The organism is Bacillus cereus group sp. BfR-BA-01356 (genome assembly GCF_022663635.1).
Taxonomy (GTDB): Bacteria; Bacillota; Bacilli; order Bacillales; family Bacillaceae_G; genus Bacillus_A; species Bacillus_A cereus.
Genome location: NZ_JAKUFX010000130.1, coordinates 1 through 15,724, shown reverse-complemented (window position 1 = coordinate 15,724; position 15,724 = coordinate 1). Strand labels below are relative to the sequence as shown.

Below are 15,724 nucleotides of genomic sequence, written 5' to 3'. Positions count from 1 at the left end.
CGCAGGTTCAAATCCTGTCCCCGCAACCAAATGGTCCCGTGGTGTAGTGGTTAACATGCCTGCCTGTCACGCAGGAGATCGCCGGTTCGACCCCGGTCGGGACCGCCATTTCATATAAAGAAAAGAACGAAACAAGTTGTTTCGTATTTTTTTATTTGTTTTAACAAAAAACTAATAAAGACAGTCAAACTATCCTTAGGACAACTCCTAAGGACTTTTTTATATATTCAAAACCTGTATAATAAAGAGCAGAGAACATTGTGAGTAAAGTAGGTGAAGTCTGTGAGTAAATATGAAGTAACAACAAAATCTTCTGAGGAAACACAAAGGTTATCAGAAAAATTAGGTGAGCTCGTAGAGGCACAAGATGTAATTATTTTAGAAGGAGATCTTGGAGCTGGTAAGACGACTTTTACAAAGGGACTAGCAAAAGGTCTTGGAGTGAAAAGAGTTGTAAATAGTCCTACCTTTAATATCATCAAAGAATATAAAGGAAGATTACCGCTATATCATATGGACGTGTATCGCTTAGCAGAAAGTGAAGAGGACTTAGGCTTTGATGAATATTTCTACGGTGAAGGAATTACGGTAGTAGAATGGGCTCATTTAATAGAAGCATATTTACCGAATGAAAAGTTACAAATTAGTTTATTCCATGCTGGAGATGACACAAGAAAAATTATACTCGAGCCAATTGGAGATCGCTATATTAGATTATGTGAGGAGCTATTACAAGATGAAAGTACTAGCAATTGATACTTCAAATTACGTAATGGGTGTATCCCTTATTGAGGAAGAAAACGTAATTGGGGAAATCATTACAAATTTAACAAAAAACCATTCTGTACGTCTTATGCCAGCTGTAGAGAAACTGTTAAAAGAGTGTGGCGTAAAACCGAAGGAATTAACTAAAATCGTTGTAGCTGCTGGACCTGGATCCTATACAGGTGTTCGTATAGGCGTGACAGCGGCGAAAACATTAGCTTGGTCACTTCAAATACCAATTGTAGGTGTATCAAGTTTAGAGGTAGTAGCTGCAAACGGTGCTAACTTTAACGGGTTAATTTGTCCTTTATTTGATGGAAGACGTGGGCAAATTTATACTGGGTTATATACATATGAAGGAGAGCAGTTAACTTCAATAGAAGAAGACCGAATTATTCTTATTGTAGACTGGTTGCAAATGTTAAAAGATAAAGGACAGCCTGTTTTATTTATCGGTAACGATGTTAAATTGCATAAAGAAACAATTATAGAACATTTAGGTGATCAAGCTGTATTCGCTCCATTTACTAAAAATAACCCAAGACCAAGTGAGCTAGCATTCTTAGGATTACAAAAAGAAGAACAAGATGTGCATACGTTTGTTCCAAGCTATCTTCGTTTAGCTGAAGCTGAAACAAAGTGGTTAGAAAGTCAAAACAAGTAGGAGCTTGCAGAAGATGGATATGATATTTAGAAAGATGGAGCTTGATGATATTGCTCAAATTGTAGCTATTGAAGAAGCGTCTTTTTCAACTCCTTGGACTGCAGATGCCTTTCACCGTGAATTAACGATGAATGAACATGCACATTATATTGTGTTAGAAAAAGATGGTCGTGTAGTCGGGTATTGTGGATTGTGGATAATTATTGATGAATCACATATAACAAATATAGCTATTTTGCCAGAATACCGAGGTCAAAAGTTAGGAGATGCCCTATTGAAAGCAGTTATTTCTGAAGCGAAAGAACTAGGGGTAAAAACAATGACACTGGAAGTACGTGTATCAAATGAAGTAGCAAAGCAGTTATACAGAAAATACGGATTTCAAAATGGTGGGATTCGTAAACGATACTATGCAGACAATCAGGAAGATGGTCTCGTAATGTGGGTGAATATATAATGGAAAAAAATACGATTATACTTGGTATTGAAACAAGTTGTGATGAAACAGCAGTAGCAGTTGTTAAAAATGGAACGGAAATTATTGCGAATGTCGTTGCATCACAAATTGAAAGTCATAAACGTTTTGGCGGCGTTGTACCAGAGATTGCATCACGTCATCATGTAGAAGAAATTACAGTTGTGTTAGAAGAAGCTTTAAAGGAAGCAAACATCACATTTGATGATATTGATGCAATTGCTGTAACAGAAGGTCCTGGTTTAGTAGGAGCACTTCTAATTGGAGTAAATGCAGCGAAGGCAGTAGCGTTTGCACATGATATTCCGTTAGTCGGTGTTCATCATATTGCTGGTCATATTTATGCGAACCGTTTAGTAAAAGAAGTTCAATTCCCGTTATTATCACTTGTTGTATCTGGTGGGCATACAGAACTTGTTTATATGAAAGAACATGGTTCATTCGAAGTAATTGGTGAAACACGAGACGATGCAGCTGGAGAAGCATATGATAAAGTAGCTCGTACGTTATCTATGCCATATCCAGGTGGTCCTCATATTGATCGCCTTGCACATGAAGGAGAACCGACAATTGATTTGCCTCGTGCATGGCTAGAACCGGATTCGTATGATTTTAGCTTTAGTGGATTGAAATCAGCAGTTATCAACACTGTGCATAACGCAAAACAGCGCGGTATAGAAATTGCACCAGAAGATTTAGCGGCAAGTTTCCAAGAAAGTGTAATAGATGTACTTGTAACGAAAGCAGCTCGTGCAGCAGAAGCTTATAATGTAAAGCAATTACTTCTTGCTGGTGGAGTAGCTGCTAATAAAGGACTTCGTGCGCGATTAGAAGAGGAATTTGCACAAAAAGAAAACATTGAATTAATTATTCCGCCGCTATCTTTATGCACAGATAATGCAGCGATGATTGCAGCGGCAGGGACAATTGCTTATGAACAAGGTAAGCGTGCAACATTAGCCTTAAATGCAAATCCAGGATTAGATATTGAAGCATAGTTATACACATAATTAACCACAGGTTGTGGATAAAACCCATATTATCTGTTGATAATGTGGGTTTTATTGTGTATATAAAATGTTGATAACTTTTTTGTTGGCTGTGGATAATGTGGAAAAGTTATTTTAATGTTTATTTTATAAAGGTGGATATGTGTATAAACTTGTGGATAAATAGGTTGATGTCAGACCTTTGAATTTGTTCTTTTTCGGGAAATAAAAAGTAAGAAGATATCCCCGAAAAATATTTTGAAACATCTCCCTATTATAGAAGATGCTAATATTGTCAATCTTTGTCGTTAAATCGATATTTCGTGTCGGATTGTTAATATATATAGGGTTACAATAGATATATTTAAAAAATCGTTAGTATATTCTAAGTTACGATAGATATATTCAAAAAATTGTTTAAGTACTAAAAAAAGATGTCACATAGTCAAAAATCCTGACTTATGAGACATCTTCCTTATTTAAATATGCTTATACATGCAGCTCTTCCCATTCTGCCATACAAGTTTCAAGTTGTTCTTGTAGCGTTTGCTTTTTAGTTGTAATTTCACTAGCTTTTTCATAATCTGCATATATTTCTGGTAAGCAAAGTTGATCTTCTAACGTAGCAATTTCTTCTTCTAATTCCACTATACTTTGTTCTAGCTCTTCAATTTTTCTAGTGCGTTGACGCTCTAGTTTTTTACGCTCTTTTTCTTCTAAATAATTTAATTTCTCTTGTGCAACCACCTTTTGAACAGGAACGTCACTTTCTTGCTGTTCAAGTTCTGCACGTTCAATCATTTCATTTTTCTTTTCAACGTAGTAATCGTAATCCCCTAAATATTCCTGTGCACCTTCTGTTGATAACTCAACCACAGTCGTTGTTACACGGTTAATAAAGTAGCGGTCATGTGAGACGAATAGAAGAGTCCCTGGGTAATCAATTAAAGCATTCTCCAAAATCTCTTTACTATTTAAATCAAGGTGGTTCGTAGGCTCATCTAGAATTAACAAATTTGACTTTTGCATCATAAGTTTTGCAAGAGCTAATCGAGCTTTTTGTCCGCCACTAAGGGAAGATACTGGTTTCAGTACATCATCTCCTGTGAATAAAAAATTCCCAAGTATAGTACGGATTTCTTTTTCCGGTTGCAGTGGATATTCATCCCATAGTTCATTTAAAACCCGTTTAGAAGATGTTAAGTTTGCTTGTTCTTGATCATAATAACCAACAGATACATTTGATCCGAAAGAAACATCACCATTTAATAGTGGTAACTTATTCACAATAGATTTTAACAATGTGGATTTCCCAATTCCGTTTGGACCAACTAAAGCAACACTATCTCCGCGAGTTAAGCGCATAGTTACATGTTCAATTATAGGGTTTTCATCATAGCCGATGGTTGCATCATTTACTTGTAAAACATCATTTCCACTTTGTTTTTCAATATCGAAGTGGAATGATGCTGACTTAGAATCCCCTAATGGTCTCGTTAATAATTCCATTCTGTCTAGTTGTTTACGGCGACTTTGAGCACGTTTCGTTGTAGAAGCGCGAGCTATATTCTTTTGAACGAAGTCCTCAAGTTTTGCGATTTCATCTTGTTGTTTTTCGTAACGTTTCATTTCTTGCTCATATAATGCTGATTTTAAGTCTAAATATTTACTGTAGTTACCAACAAATCGTCTGCTTTCTTTATTCGAAATTTCATATACTTGTGTAACGAGTTTGTCTAAGAAATAACGGTCATGTGAGACGATTAATATTGCGCCAGGATAACCTTGCAAATATTGCTCAAGCCATGTTAATGTTTCGATGTCTAAATGGTTTGTAGGCTCGTCCAAAATAAGTAAGTCTGGTTTTGTTAATAATAATTTCCCGAGAGCTAATCTTGTTTTTTGCCCGCCGCTTAAAGTAGAGATCGTCGTCTGGTGCGTTTCAACTGGGAAGCCAAGGCCGCTTAAAATGGAGCGAATATCCGCTTCATATTGATATCCACCTTGATCTTTATAATTGAGTTGTAATTGGTCATAATCAGCTAACAATCTTTCATATGTAGCTTCGTTTGAAAAGTTTTCTTCTTTTCCCATTTCTTGCTCAAGCCTTCGGAGTTTTGTCTCCATTTGCTGTAAATGGGTAAAGACGGTTAGCATTTCATCCCAAATTGTTAAAGACGTTTCTAGTCCAGTATTTTGAGCTAAATATCCGATTGAGACATCTTTCGGTTTTATAATTTCGCCACCATCATGAGATAATTCACCAGCGATAATTTTTAATAATGTAGATTTACCTGCTCCATTCCTTCCAACTAATGCGATACGATCTTTTGTTTGTACTTCCAATTTTATGTTTGCAAGAATTGTTTCTGCACCGTATAATTTCGAAAGCGCGTTTACTTGTAATAAAATCAATGTTTTCACCTCAAATAATTTCTTAACTTTGCCATGTTTATATTTCTCAATCATACTAAAAATAGTGTATAGTTTAAAATAAAGAGAGAATACTTCTTCTCTTTATTATACAAGGAATTTAATGAGTGCTAAACTTCTGTATTTGATTAAAGTATATGAATAAAGATAGGAAGAGAGGAGAGGTCATATGGATCAGCAAAAGATTCCACAAGCCACTGCTAAAAGATTGCCTCTATACTATCGATTTATCCAAAACTTATCTCTTTCTGGTAAGCAGCGTGTTTCATCGGCCGAATTGAGTGAGGCAGTAAAAGTAGATTCCGCAACAATACGAAGAGATTTTTCGTATTTTGGAGCGTTAGGGAAAAAGGGATATGGATATAACGTAAATTATTTATTATCATTTTTCCGCGAAACACTTGATCAAGATGATATAACACGTGTAGCACTTATTGGAGTAGGTAATTTAGGGACCGCTTTCTTACATTATAATTTCACGAAAAACAATAATACAAAAATTGAAATGGCATTTGATGTTAGTGAAGAGAAAGTTGGAACAGAAATCGGGGGCATTCCTGTATATCATTTAGATGAATTAGAAGAGAGATTATCAAATGATATACAAGTGGCAATATTAACAGTACCGGCTACAGTAGCGCAAGCTGTAGCAGATAGATTAGCTGAAACAAGCGTGCACGGTATTTTGAATTTCACACCAGCGCGATTAAACGTATCAGAGAATATTAGAATTCATCATATTGACTTAGCTGTAGAGTTACAAACATTAGTTTACTTTTTGAAAAACTATCCACAATAAAACGCAGAGGAAGCGACCTCTGCGTTTTATTATTGTTTCTTCTTTGTGAATTTAACTAATATAAGGCGAAGTGCCAAATTAAAATCAATTGTTGCCATAACTGCAAATAGTATTGTCCACATATTCCAGATTGTATCTGTCACGTTCGTAATGGCGAAGCGTGTAAAGATACATCCAAGAAGGAAGTATAGTGCAGCCATGAACAATGGTGAGTTTCTCATACAAAAAATCCTCCGATAAAGCCTTGCATTTTTTCAGCTTCTTTAATCATTTCTTGAATTTGTTCATTGCTCATAAAAATTTGCCCAATAGCGACTAATGTATTCATTGCAACATGAGCTGCAATCGGAACGATAATACGTTTCGTCTTCACATATAAGAAGGCGAATACGAGCCCCATAGCAGTGTATACCAATAAGTGAGTAAAATCAAAATGAATTGCTGCGAATACAAGCGAACTAATGATAGCTGCAATAAAGAAGTTAAACTTCTTATAAAGTGTACCGAATAGAATTTTTCTAAATACGATTTCTTCTAAGATAGGTCCAATTATAGAAACAACAATAAGGAACCAAGGTGTCGTTCTTGCAATTTCCATCAGTTTCATTGTATTTTCTGAACCTTGTTTAATTCCTAGCAGTTGCATCTCGATCATACCGGCAACTATTTGTGAAAAGAAAGCTAAGAAGAACCCGATAAAAATCCATCCAATAGTAGCTGGAACAGAAGAGCGCATTGCATCTAAATGCCTGTCACGAATATCTGTTCTAAGTAACCAAAGTACGATACATAATGCAATAAAGAAGCTAATGATTGCCCAGTGTCCCGTTATGATTTGTCCTTTTTCCTCAATGGTAAATCCTCTATTATCATAGAGTCCTGTTTTTAGGAGAAGTGGTAATCCAACAACGCCAGATAACTGCATTAAAATGTATGTAACGATAATCCACCAGTATTGTTTCTTCAAATGGTTTAACCATCCTTTCTAACTATAGTGTATGAGATAAGTTAGGATAACATGTAAATATGCTACCTACGATATAAACCTCACTTGAATTATGTTTTTTTCGTAAATCCTTATTTGAAATTATAATAGAAGACAGGAGAAAGTTGTGTGTGTAGCGAAAACAACTTAGGGTGTCCTTTCATATTGTAACATACGAGCAGTGGAAACAACGATTCATATAGTAAAGGCAGTATTCTATATAGAAAGTTTATATAGTGATTTGCGAAAAAATTATGATTTTTTTACTTGCAAAAGAAATTGAGATTATTTATTATTATAAGTGTGTTAGCACTCGGATGACTTGAGTGCTAATAAAAGAAATTTACATAACAAAATGAGGAGGTTATTGTTCATGCTAAAGCCATTAGGTGATCGCGTTGTAATTGAGCTTGTTCAAGCAGAAGAAAAAACAGCAAGTGGTATCGTATTACCAGATACTGCAAAAGAAAAACCACAAGAGGGTAAAGTTGTTGCAGTAGGTACTGGTCGAGTGCTTGAGAATGGTGAGCGTGTTGCTTTAGAGGTAGCAGCAGGTAATCTTATCATCTTCTCAAAATATGCAGGTACTGAAGTGAAATATGAAGGTACAGACTACTTGATTTTACGTGAAAGTGACATTTTAGCAGTTATCGGTTAATTATATAAATCTTAAAAAATCCAAGGGGGTCAATTATTATGGCAAAAGATATTAAATTTAGTGAAGAAGCACGTCGTTCGATGCTTCGCGGTGTCGACACTCTTGCAAACGCAGTAAAAGTTACGCTTGGACCAAAAGGTCGTAACGTTGTACTTGAGAAAAAATTTGGTTCACCACTTATTACAAATGATGGTGTAACAATCGCAAAAGAAATCGAATTAGAAGATGCATTCGAAAACATGGGTGCGAAATTAGTAGCAGAAGTTGCTAGCAAAACAAATGACGTAGCTGGTGACGGAACAACAACTGCAACTGTATTAGCGCAAGCTATGATTCGTGAAGGTCTTAAAAACGTAACAGCTGGTGCTAACCCAATGGGTCTTCGTAAAGGTATCGAAAAAGCTGTTACTGCTGCAATTGAAGAATTAAAAACGATTTCTAAACCAATCGAAGGCAAATCTTCTATCGCACAAGTAGCTGCTATTTCTGCAGCTGACGAAGAAGTAGGTCAATTAATCGCTGAAGCAATGGAGCGCGTTGGTAACGACGGCGTTATTACTTTAGAAGAGTCTAAAGGATTCACAACAGAATTAGACGTAGTAGAAGGTATGCAATTTGATCGTGGATATGCATCTCCTTACATGATTACTGATTCTGACAAAATGGAAGCAGTTCTTGATAACCCATACATCTTAATCACTGACAAAAAGATTTCTAACATTCAAGAAATCTTACCAGTATTAGAGCAAGTGGTACAACAAGGTAAACCACTTCTTATCATTGCTGAAGATGTTGAAGGCGAAGCTTTAGCTACATTAGTAGTGAACAAACTTCGTGGTACATTCAACGTAGTAGCTGTTAAAGCTCCTGGATTTGGTGACCGTCGTAAAGCAATGCTAGAAGATATCGCAATCTTAACAGGTGGCGAAGTAATCACTGAAGAATTAGGTCGTGACTTAAAATCTGCTACAGTTGAATCTTTAGGACGCGCTGGTAAAGTTGTTGTTACAAAAGAAAACACAACTGTAGTTGAAGGTGTAGGAAGCACAGAGCAAATCGAAGCTCGCATCGGTCAAATCCGTGCGCAATTAGAAGAAACAACTTCTGAATTCGATCGTGAAAAATTACAAGAGCGTCTTGCTAAACTAGCAGGTGGCGTAGCAGTAATTAAAGTAGGTGCAGCAACTGAAACTGAGTTAAAAGAGCGCAAACTTCGCATTGAAGATGCACTTAACTCAACTCGTGCAGCAGTAGAAGAAGGTATCGTTGCAGGTGGTGGTACTTCACTTATGAACGTATACACAAAAGTAGCTTCTATCGTAGCTGAAGGCGACGAAGCAACAGGTATCAACATCGTACTTCGTGCACTAGAAGAGCCAGTTCGTCAAATCGCAATCAACGCTGGTCTAGAAGGATCTGTAGTTGTAGAGCGTCTAAAAGGCGAAAAAGTAGGCGTTGGTTTCAACGCAGCTACTGGCGAATGGGTTAACATGCTTGAGTCTGGTATCGTAGATCCAGCTAAAGTAACTCGTTCTGCACTTCAAAACGCAGCATCTGTTGCAGCTATGTTCTTAACAACTGAAGCTGTAGTTGCTGACAAGCCAGAACCAAATGCACCAGCAATGCCTGACATGGGCGGCATGGGCATGGGCGGTATGGGCGGAATGATGTAATTCCGTTTGCCCTAAAAAACATCCATTTCTATATAGAAATGGATGTTTTTTTATGTTTTTTAGAAAAGGAAATGAATTTCTGTAGAATTTTGTCGCTTTCTCTCTTGACCATATTGATACTTCATTGTTAGAATCTAGGAAGATAATATAAAACGATCCTTCATATATCCTCAATGATATGGTTTGAGAGTCTCTACCGGGTTACCGTAAACAACCTGACTATGAAGGCAGTGTGTCTTATATTTATAAAGAGCGGAGACTATCTTTCTTTATAAAGCCAGACCCCTGCCTTTTCTTTGTTATGAGACTAGAGGCGGAGGACTGGCTTTTTTTATTATATTGGTAATGCTTTTCGCCAAATTGGTGAAAATATTTATATACGAGAACTAACGTTGGGGTGATTATTTTGAAGAAACAACACGATACAATTATCGTTTTAGATTTTGGAAGTCAATACAATCAGTTAATAGCACGTCGAATTCGTGAGTTCGGTGTATACAGTGAACTTCATCCACATACAATTACTGCAGAAGAAATTAAAGCAATGAATCCAAAAGGGATTATTTTCTCTGGTGGACCAAATAGTGTATACGGTGAAGGTGCATTACATTGTGATGAAAAAATCTTTGAACTAGGTTTACCAATCTTCGGTATTTGTTACGGTATGCAGCTTATGACGCAACACTTCGGTGGTAAAGTAGAGCGTGCAAATCACCGTGAGTACGGAAAAGCTGTTCTTAAAGTAGAGAACGAATCAAAATTATATGCGAACCTTCCAGAAGAGCAAGTTGTATGGATGAGCCATGGCGACTTAGTAACTGGTTTACCTGAAGGATTCGTAGTAGATGCAACAAGTGAGTCTTGCCCAATTGCTGGTATGAGCAATGAAGCGAAAAACTTATACGGTGTACAATTCCACCCAGAAGTACGTCACTCTGAGCACGGTAACGATTTAATTAAAAACTTCGTATTCGGCGTATGTGGTTGTTCTGAAGGATGGAACATGGAGAACTTTATTGAAGTAGAATTAGAAAAGATTCGTGAAACTGTTGGAGACAAAAAAGTACTATGCGCACTTAGTGGCGGTGTAGACTCTTCTGTTGTAGCAGTATTAATTCATAAAGCAATTGGTGATCAATTAACATGTATTTTCGTTGACCACGGTTTACTTCGTAAAGGTGAAGCAGAAGGCGTTATGAAAACATTTAGCGAAGGCTTCCATATGAACGTTATTAAAGTGGATGCAAGAGACCGCTTCATGGACAAGTTAAAAGGTGTAGAAGATCCAGAACAAAAACGTAAAATCATCGGTAACGAATTCATTTACGTATTTGATGATGAAGCGTCAAAATTACAAGGTATGGACTTCTTAGCGCAAGGTACACTTTACACAGATATCGTTGAGAGTGGTACAGCAACTGCACAAACAATTAAATCTCACCATAACGTTGGTGGACTTCCAGAAGACATGCAGTTCAAATTAATTGAGCCTTTAAACACGTTATTTAAAGATGAAGTACGTGTATTAGGATCTGAACTAGGAATTCCTGATGAAATCGTATGGCGTCAACCATTCCCAGGTCCTGGTCTTGGTATTCGTGTATTAGGTGAAATCACAGAAGAGAAATTAGAAATCGTTCGTGAATCTGATGCGATTTTACGTGAGGAAATTATTAAAGCCGGCTTAGATCGCGAAATCTGGCAATACTTCACTGCGCTTCCTGGTATGCGTAGCGTAGGTGTTATGGGTGACGAGCGTACTTACGATTACACAGTAGGTATCCGTGCAGTAACATCTATCGACGGTATGACAGCTGACTGGGCACGTATCCCTTGGGACGTATTAGAGAAAATCTCTGTACGTATCGTAAACGAAGTAAAACACGTTAACCGTATCGTGTATGATGTAACGAGTAAGCCACCAGCAACTATTGAGTGGGAATAGTATTTATAAAAAGGTCCATCTATTGCTTATGCATAGATGGACCTTTTTTATTTTGGTATTAATACGAACGAAAATATAAAAATTTATAAAAATGTTCGTTTTTAAATTGACAAAACTACTTCGTCGAGTTAATATGATTATGTAATTCAAACGAAAAGTGAATATTATGCCGTCGTATAATATCGGGGATATGGCCCGAAAGTTTCTACCTAGCTACCGTAAATGGCTTGACTACGAGGCGTTTGTATAAAGATGAGGGGAAACTTGTCTTTGTTTATAGAACGCTTCCATGTATATATGCAATGGAAGCCTTTTTATTTCTCGGGATAAAAGAGGGCTAGGGTGAAATACGGCGAGTAATCATATAACGGGGGAAACGTAAGATGAAACGCTATTTTCAGTTTGATGAGCTCGGTACGAATTATAAGACTGAGTTCATAGCAGGGTTAACGACATTTCTATCTATGGCTTACGTACTATTTGTCAATCCTGCTACGCTGTCGCTTGGAAATGTTAAAGGGTTACCAGCAGGTACAGGGATGGATCCAGGTGCAGTATTCGTTGCTACGGCATTAGCGGCAGCGATCGGTTCGTTAATTATGGGTATTTTCGCGAAGTATCCAATTGCTTTAGCGCCAGGTATGGGAATTAACGCGTTCTTTGCTTATACAGCAGTGTTAACGATGGGTATTCCATGGCAAACAGCAATTGCCGGAACATTAATGTCAGGTATTATCTTTATTATTCTTACTGCTTCAGGTATTCGTGAAAAAATCATCAATGCAATTCCATCGGAGTTAAAGTTTGCAGTAGCAGCAGGTATCGGATTGTTCATTGCATTCCTTGGATTCCAAAATGCAGGAATTATCGTGAAAAATGATGCTGTTCTTGTTGGGTTGGGGGACTTAACAAAGGGCACAACGTTACTAGCAATCTTCGGGGTTGTTACGACAATCATCTTCATGATTAAGAAAGTTAATGGTGCAGTATTTTACGGTATGATTCTTACAGCGATCTTAGGAGTGGCAACAGGATTAATTGATACTCCGAAAGCTGTAGTAGGAGCAATACCGAGTCTAGAACCAACGTTCGGCGTGGCGTTAACGCACTTCGGAGATATTTTCACAGTTCAAATGGGGATTGTTATTATAACGTTCTTCTTTATCGATTTCTTTGATACAGCAGGTACGCTTGTAGCGGTTGCGAATCAAGCTGGATTAATGAAGAACAATAAATTACCACGTGCAGGAAAAGCATTATTTGCAGATGCGATTGCAACTGTAATTGGTGCGATCTTGGGTACATCAACAACAACGTCTTATATTGAATCTTCTGCAGGGGTAGCAGCGGGTGGACGTTCTGGATTTACAGCAGTTGTAACAGCAGGATTCTTCTTACTGGCACTATTCTTCTCGCCATTACTAAGTGTTGTAACGCCAGCTGTAACGGCGCCGGCTTTAATTATTGTAGGAATCTTGATGGTTTCTTCCTTAGGGGAAATTGATTGGAAGAAATTCGAGATTGCAGTACCAGCATTCTTTACAATTATCTCTATGCCACTTACGTATAGTATCGCAACTGGGATTGCGATTGGATTTATCTTCTATCCAATTACAATGGTAGTAAGTGGTCGTCGTAAAGAGGTTCATCCGATTATGTATGTTATGGGAGTTTTATTCGTACTATATTTCATCTACGTTCGTAAATAAAAGGGGTTTTTTAAAGGTCTAGACTTAAGGGGAGTCTAGATCTTTTTTGCGTCTTCAGAAAATCTTAAGGATTTCCGAGCGTTTTTCTTCAGAAGTTTTCCTATAATAGAAGTTAGGGATTAAAAAAGTGATGGGGGAGATATTGTGGCACACGAAACAATACTTGTCGTAGATGATGAAAAAGAAATTCGGAATTTAATTACAATCTATTTAAAGAATGAAGGATATAAAGTATTACAAGCAGGAGACGGAGAAGAAGGATTACGTTTATTGGAAGAAAATGAAGTACATCTAGTCGTATTAGATATTATGATGCCGAAAGTGGATGGTATTCATATGTGTATGAAGGTAAGGGAAGCGAAAGAAATGCCTATTATTATGCTTTCTGCCAAAACGCAAGATATGGATAAGATTTTAGGGTTAACAACAGGGGCAGATGATTATGTAACGAAGCCGTTTAATCCGTTAGAGTTAATTGCACGAATTAAATCTCAGTTACGCCGTTATATGAAAATGAATGGTTTCGCTATTCAAAATGAGGACGAGTTAGAAATTGGGGAGATGAAAATCAACATCTCGACCCATAAAGTTATTGTAGAGGGAGAAGAAGTGAAACTAACTCCGAGGGAATTTTCAATTTTAGAATTGCTAGCTAGAAATCCAGGTATGGTGTTTAGTGCGGAGCAAATTTATGAAAAGGTGTGGAATGAACGATCTTTCCAGTCTGATAATACTGTAATGGTGCACATTCGAAAAGTGCGTGAAAAGATTGAGGAGAATCCAAGGAAGCCTAGATATATAAAAACAGTATGGGGAGTGGGGTATAAGATTGAAAAAGATATTTAATCCGTTTACTTATATAAGGAAAATAAGAGAATTAATTGAGAAATTAGTAAAGAGCGTACGAAAGAGTATAAGGATTCAATTGATTACTACTTTTGCTGCTTGTGCGTTATTAGGAGTTTTGTCAGCGAAGGCAGCAGCGCCGTTTTTTGAGAATGCGAATCGTCAAGCAACTATCGATTATCGGGCTGGTATGGAACAAATTAATCACCAAGCTCAAGGAGCGGCAAATAGTTCGGTTCATGAAAATAAATTAGAAGCTATATCAAATATGATCGAAATGGAGAACCAAAATTTAGAGCAAGGGTCTAGAGCTTTGAAGATATTGGTTACTGATGAAAGTGGTAAAGTTTTATATAAAACAAAGCAAGCGCAAGAAGAGCAAATCGATTTGCATAATACGATTCGTAATGCAGCATCATTCGCGATTAATTATACAGATGGTAGAAATGTATTTGAAAGTACAAGAAAAGAGTTTATATCTTTTTCACCTATTACTATTGAAGGAAAGAATTTGTACATGTTTGTTAGTGGAATTCCAGAGGGAGAGGTAATATATGATACGCAAGAAGGACCATTCCCGTTTTTAATTGGTATACTTGTATTCATTTTCTCTTTCTTCTATATAACAAAGAGAAAGATGAAGCAGATTGAAGCGATGGCACAAGGCGTAAAGGAAATAGAAAGAGGTAACTTAGCCTACCGCATTGAGAAAAAAGGTGAAGATGAGATTGCAGCTTTAACTGAGAATATTAATAATATGGCAGAAGAGCTTATGAATAATATAGAAAAGGAGCGTAAATTAGAGAAACAGAAGAGTGAGCTTATTACGAACGTCTCTCATGATTTACGTACACCACTTACTTCTATTATGGGTTACTTACGATTACTTCGAGATTCTAAATATGAAAATAAAGAACAACACGATGAGTATACGAGAATTGCTTTTGTAAAGTCGGAGCAGTTAAAAAATTTAATAGAAGATTTATTTGAGTATACGAAGTTAACAAATGAACAAGTTGTATTAGAAAAACAAGAAGTATGTGTAAATGAGTTGCTTGAGCAATTAATAGAAGAGCTAGTACCGCAAGCGGAAGAGCATGGACTTACGTTTGTTAAGAAGTTTCCTGAGGAACGTGCTTATGCATCGATTGATTCGGAAAAGATGGTTCGTGTATTTGATAATTTACTAATGAATGCAATTAAGTATAGTAAAGATGATGGAGAGATAAAAGTTTCTCTTCAAAGGCAGCGTAGGGATATACAAATTGTAATTGCGAATCATAGTGAAGCGTTTACGAGAGAAGAGTTAGCGAATTTGTTTGAACGTTTCTATAAGAAAGATCAATCTCGAAGTAGAGTAACGGAAGGATCGGGACTCGGTTTAGCGATTGCGAAAAGTATTGTTGAGTTACAAGGTGGTAGTATTCGAGCGGAATATAGGGATGGTATTATTCAATTTATCGTCTCGTTACCAATTATAGAGAAATAATAAATGAATAGAATGATATGTGATAAAAAGGCTTATTTTAAAAGAAATAAGCCTTTTTATATTTTTTATAAAAACATATTGACGATTAGAGCTTAGAGGTGTAATATAGAACAAGTCGCCGATGACATTAACGTCGAAAGCGACAAACGAAATGAAAAACTTAGTTGACATTGAAAGATGAAAATGTTAACATAAGGAAGTCGCAAATGAGCGACCAAGTAGTTCTTTGAAAACTGAACGAAACAAACAACGTGAAACGTCAATTTTTATTTTAGATGCTAGACAAACTAACTT

General features: G+C 36.8%; 14 protein-coding genes, 1 tRNA gene and 2 riboswitches. Of the genes, 12 read left to right on the top strand and 3 right to left on the bottom strand.

What is annotated here, in order from left to right:
• Nucleotides 1-32: 32 nt before the first annotated feature.
• The 5 genes from MR168_RS27490 (at nucleotide 33) to tsaD (ending at nucleotide 2,902) form a co-directional block, all read left to right on the top strand.
• Nucleotides 33-108: transfer RNA gene (locus MR168_RS27490), tRNA-Asp, on the top strand.
• Between the two features lie 174 nt (nucleotides 109-282).
• Nucleotides 283-756: a tRNA (adenosine(37)-N6)-threonylcarbamoyltransferase complex ATPase subunit type 1 TsaE gene (gene tsaE / locus MR168_RS27485; protein ID WP_000049642.1), complete on the top strand. Its 474-nt coding sequence runs from the start codon at nucleotides 283-285 to the stop codon at nucleotides 754-756.
• Nucleotides 737-1,429, top strand: a complete 693-nt coding sequence (tsaB, locus tag MR168_RS27480) for a tRNA (adenosine(37)-N6)-threonylcarbamoyltransferase complex dimerization subunit type 1 TsaB (protein WP_000865740.1) — start codon at nucleotides 737-739, stop codon at nucleotides 1,427-1,429. The genes tsaE and tsaB overlap by 20 nt, the downstream gene beginning before the upstream one ends.
• Before the next feature lie 13 nt (nucleotides 1,430-1,442).
• On the top strand, nucleotides 1,443-1,886 hold the full coding sequence (gene rimI, locus MR168_RS27475) for a ribosomal protein S18-alanine N-acetyltransferase (RefSeq protein WP_000367190.1): 444 nt from the start codon (nucleotides 1,443-1,445) through the stop codon (nucleotides 1,884-1,886).
• Nucleotides 1,886-2,902 carry a tRNA (adenosine(37)-N6)-threonylcarbamoyltransferase complex transferase subunit TsaD gene (gene tsaD / locus MR168_RS27470; protein ID WP_000414585.1) on the top strand — a complete coding sequence of 339 codons (1,017 nt, stop codon included), beginning with the start codon at nucleotides 1,886-1,888 and terminating at the stop codon, nucleotides 2,900-2,902. Before rimI ends, tsaD begins: the two co-directional genes overlap by 1 nt.
• Nucleotides 2,903-3,382: 480 nt before the next feature.
• On the opposite strand, the gene MR168_RS27465 is transcribed toward tsaD, so the two are convergent.
• A complete protein-coding gene (locus MR168_RS27465) occupies nucleotides 3,383-5,308 on the bottom strand; it encodes an ABC-F family ATP-binding cassette domain-containing protein (RefSeq protein ID WP_000602146.1) in 1,926 nt (641 codons plus the stop codon).
• Between the two features lie 187 nt (nucleotides 5,309-5,495).
• Between MR168_RS27465 and MR168_RS27460 the strand changes: the two genes are divergently transcribed.
• A complete protein-coding gene (locus MR168_RS27460) occupies nucleotides 5,496-6,125 on the top strand; it encodes a redox-sensing transcriptional repressor Rex (RefSeq protein WP_000372699.1) in 630 nt (209 codons plus the stop codon).
• Nucleotides 6,126-6,154: 29 nt separating this feature from the next.
• Here the strand turns inward: MR168_RS27460 and MR168_RS27455 are convergent, their stop codons facing one another.
• Complete coding sequence (locus MR168_RS27455; protein ID WP_001246201.1) at nucleotides 6,155-6,346, bottom strand: YdiK family protein; 192 nt, start codon at nucleotides 6,344-6,346, stop codon at nucleotides 6,155-6,157.
• Nucleotides 6,343-7,092 carry a CPBP family intramembrane glutamic endopeptidase gene (locus tag MR168_RS27450; RefSeq protein WP_006920743.1) on the bottom strand — a complete coding sequence of 250 codons (750 nt, stop codon included), beginning with the start codon at nucleotides 7,090-7,092 and terminating at the stop codon, nucleotides 6,343-6,345. Before MR168_RS27450 ends, MR168_RS27455 begins: the two co-directional genes overlap by 4 nt.
• 391 nt (nucleotides 7,093-7,483) lie before the next feature.
• Here MR168_RS27450 and groES point away from each other — a divergent pair, with 391 nt between their 5' ends.
• The 6 genes from groES (at nucleotide 7,484) to MR168_RS27420 (ending at nucleotide 15,430) form a co-directional block, all read left to right on the top strand.
• Entirely contained in the window at nucleotides 7,484-7,768 is a 285-nt protein-coding gene (gene groES, locus MR168_RS27445) for a co-chaperone GroES (RefSeq protein ID WP_086412306.1), read from the top strand.
• Between the two features lie 38 nt (nucleotides 7,769-7,806).
• Nucleotides 7,807-9,441 carry a chaperonin GroEL gene (gene groL / locus MR168_RS27440; RefSeq protein ID WP_001029993.1) on the top strand — a complete coding sequence of 545 codons (1,635 nt, stop codon included), beginning with the start codon at nucleotides 7,807-7,809 and terminating at the stop codon, nucleotides 9,439-9,441.
• Nucleotides 9,442-9,581: 140 nt separating this feature from the next.
• A riboswitch (purine riboswitch) is annotated at nucleotides 9,582-9,683 on the top strand.
• Nucleotides 9,684-9,847: 164 nt separating this feature from the next.
• The gene (gene guaA / locus MR168_RS27435; RefSeq protein ID WP_000743909.1) at nucleotides 9,848-11,386 is read left to right on the top strand and encodes a glutamine-hydrolyzing GMP synthase; all 1,539 of its coding nucleotides are present in this window, start codon (nucleotides 9,848-9,850) and stop codon (nucleotides 11,384-11,386) included.
• A gap of 152 nt (nucleotides 11,387-11,538) precedes the next feature.
• Nucleotides 11,539-11,640: riboswitch (purine riboswitch) on the top strand.
• 129 nt (nucleotides 11,641-11,769) lie between these two features.
• Nucleotides 11,770-13,095, top strand: coding sequence for an NCS2 family permease (locus MR168_RS27430; RefSeq protein WP_000833096.1), 1,326 nt, complete (start codon nucleotides 11,770-11,772; stop codon nucleotides 13,093-13,095).
• A 144-nt stretch (nucleotides 13,096-13,239) separates the two neighbouring features.
• Nucleotides 13,240-13,941, top strand: a complete 702-nt coding sequence (locus tag MR168_RS27425; protein WP_000929885.1) for a response regulator transcription factor — start codon at nucleotides 13,240-13,242, stop codon at nucleotides 13,939-13,941.
• A complete protein-coding gene (locus MR168_RS27420) occupies nucleotides 13,925-15,430 on the top strand; it encodes a sensor histidine kinase (RefSeq protein ID WP_086412305.1) in 1,506 nt (501 codons plus the stop codon). Before MR168_RS27425 ends, MR168_RS27420 begins: the two co-directional genes overlap by 17 nt.
• Nucleotides 15,431-15,724: the final 294 nt, after the last annotated feature.

Excerpts from the sequence above, each read along its gene's own strand:
- tsaB (WP_000865740.1), top strand. The coding sequence starts at position 737 with ATGAAAGTACTAGCAATTGATACTTCAAATTACGTAATGGGTGTATCC.
- rimI (WP_000367190.1), top strand. The coding sequence starts at position 1,443 with ATGGATATGATATTTAGAAAGATGGAGCTTGATGATATTGCTCAAATT.
- tsaD (WP_000414585.1), top strand. The coding sequence starts at position 1,886 with ATGGAAAAAAATACGATTATACTTGGTATTGAAACAAGTTGTGATGAA.
- MR168_RS27460 (WP_000372699.1), top strand. The coding sequence starts at position 5,496 with ATGGATCAGCAAAAGATTCCACAAGCCACTGCTAAAAGATTGCCTCTA.
- MR168_RS27455 (WP_001246201.1), bottom strand. The coding sequence starts at position 6,346 with ATGAGAAACTCACCATTGTTCATGGCTGCACTATACTTCCTTCTTGGA.
- groES (WP_086412306.1), top strand. The coding sequence starts at position 7,484 with ATGCTAAAGCCATTAGGTGATCGCGTTGTAATTGAGCTTGTTCAAGCA.
- groL (WP_001029993.1), top strand. The coding sequence starts at position 7,807 with ATGGCAAAAGATATTAAATTTAGTGAAGAAGCACGTCGTTCGATGCTT.
- MR168_RS27430 (WP_000833096.1), top strand. The coding sequence starts at position 11,770 with ATGAAACGCTATTTTCAGTTTGATGAGCTCGGTACGAATTATAAGACT.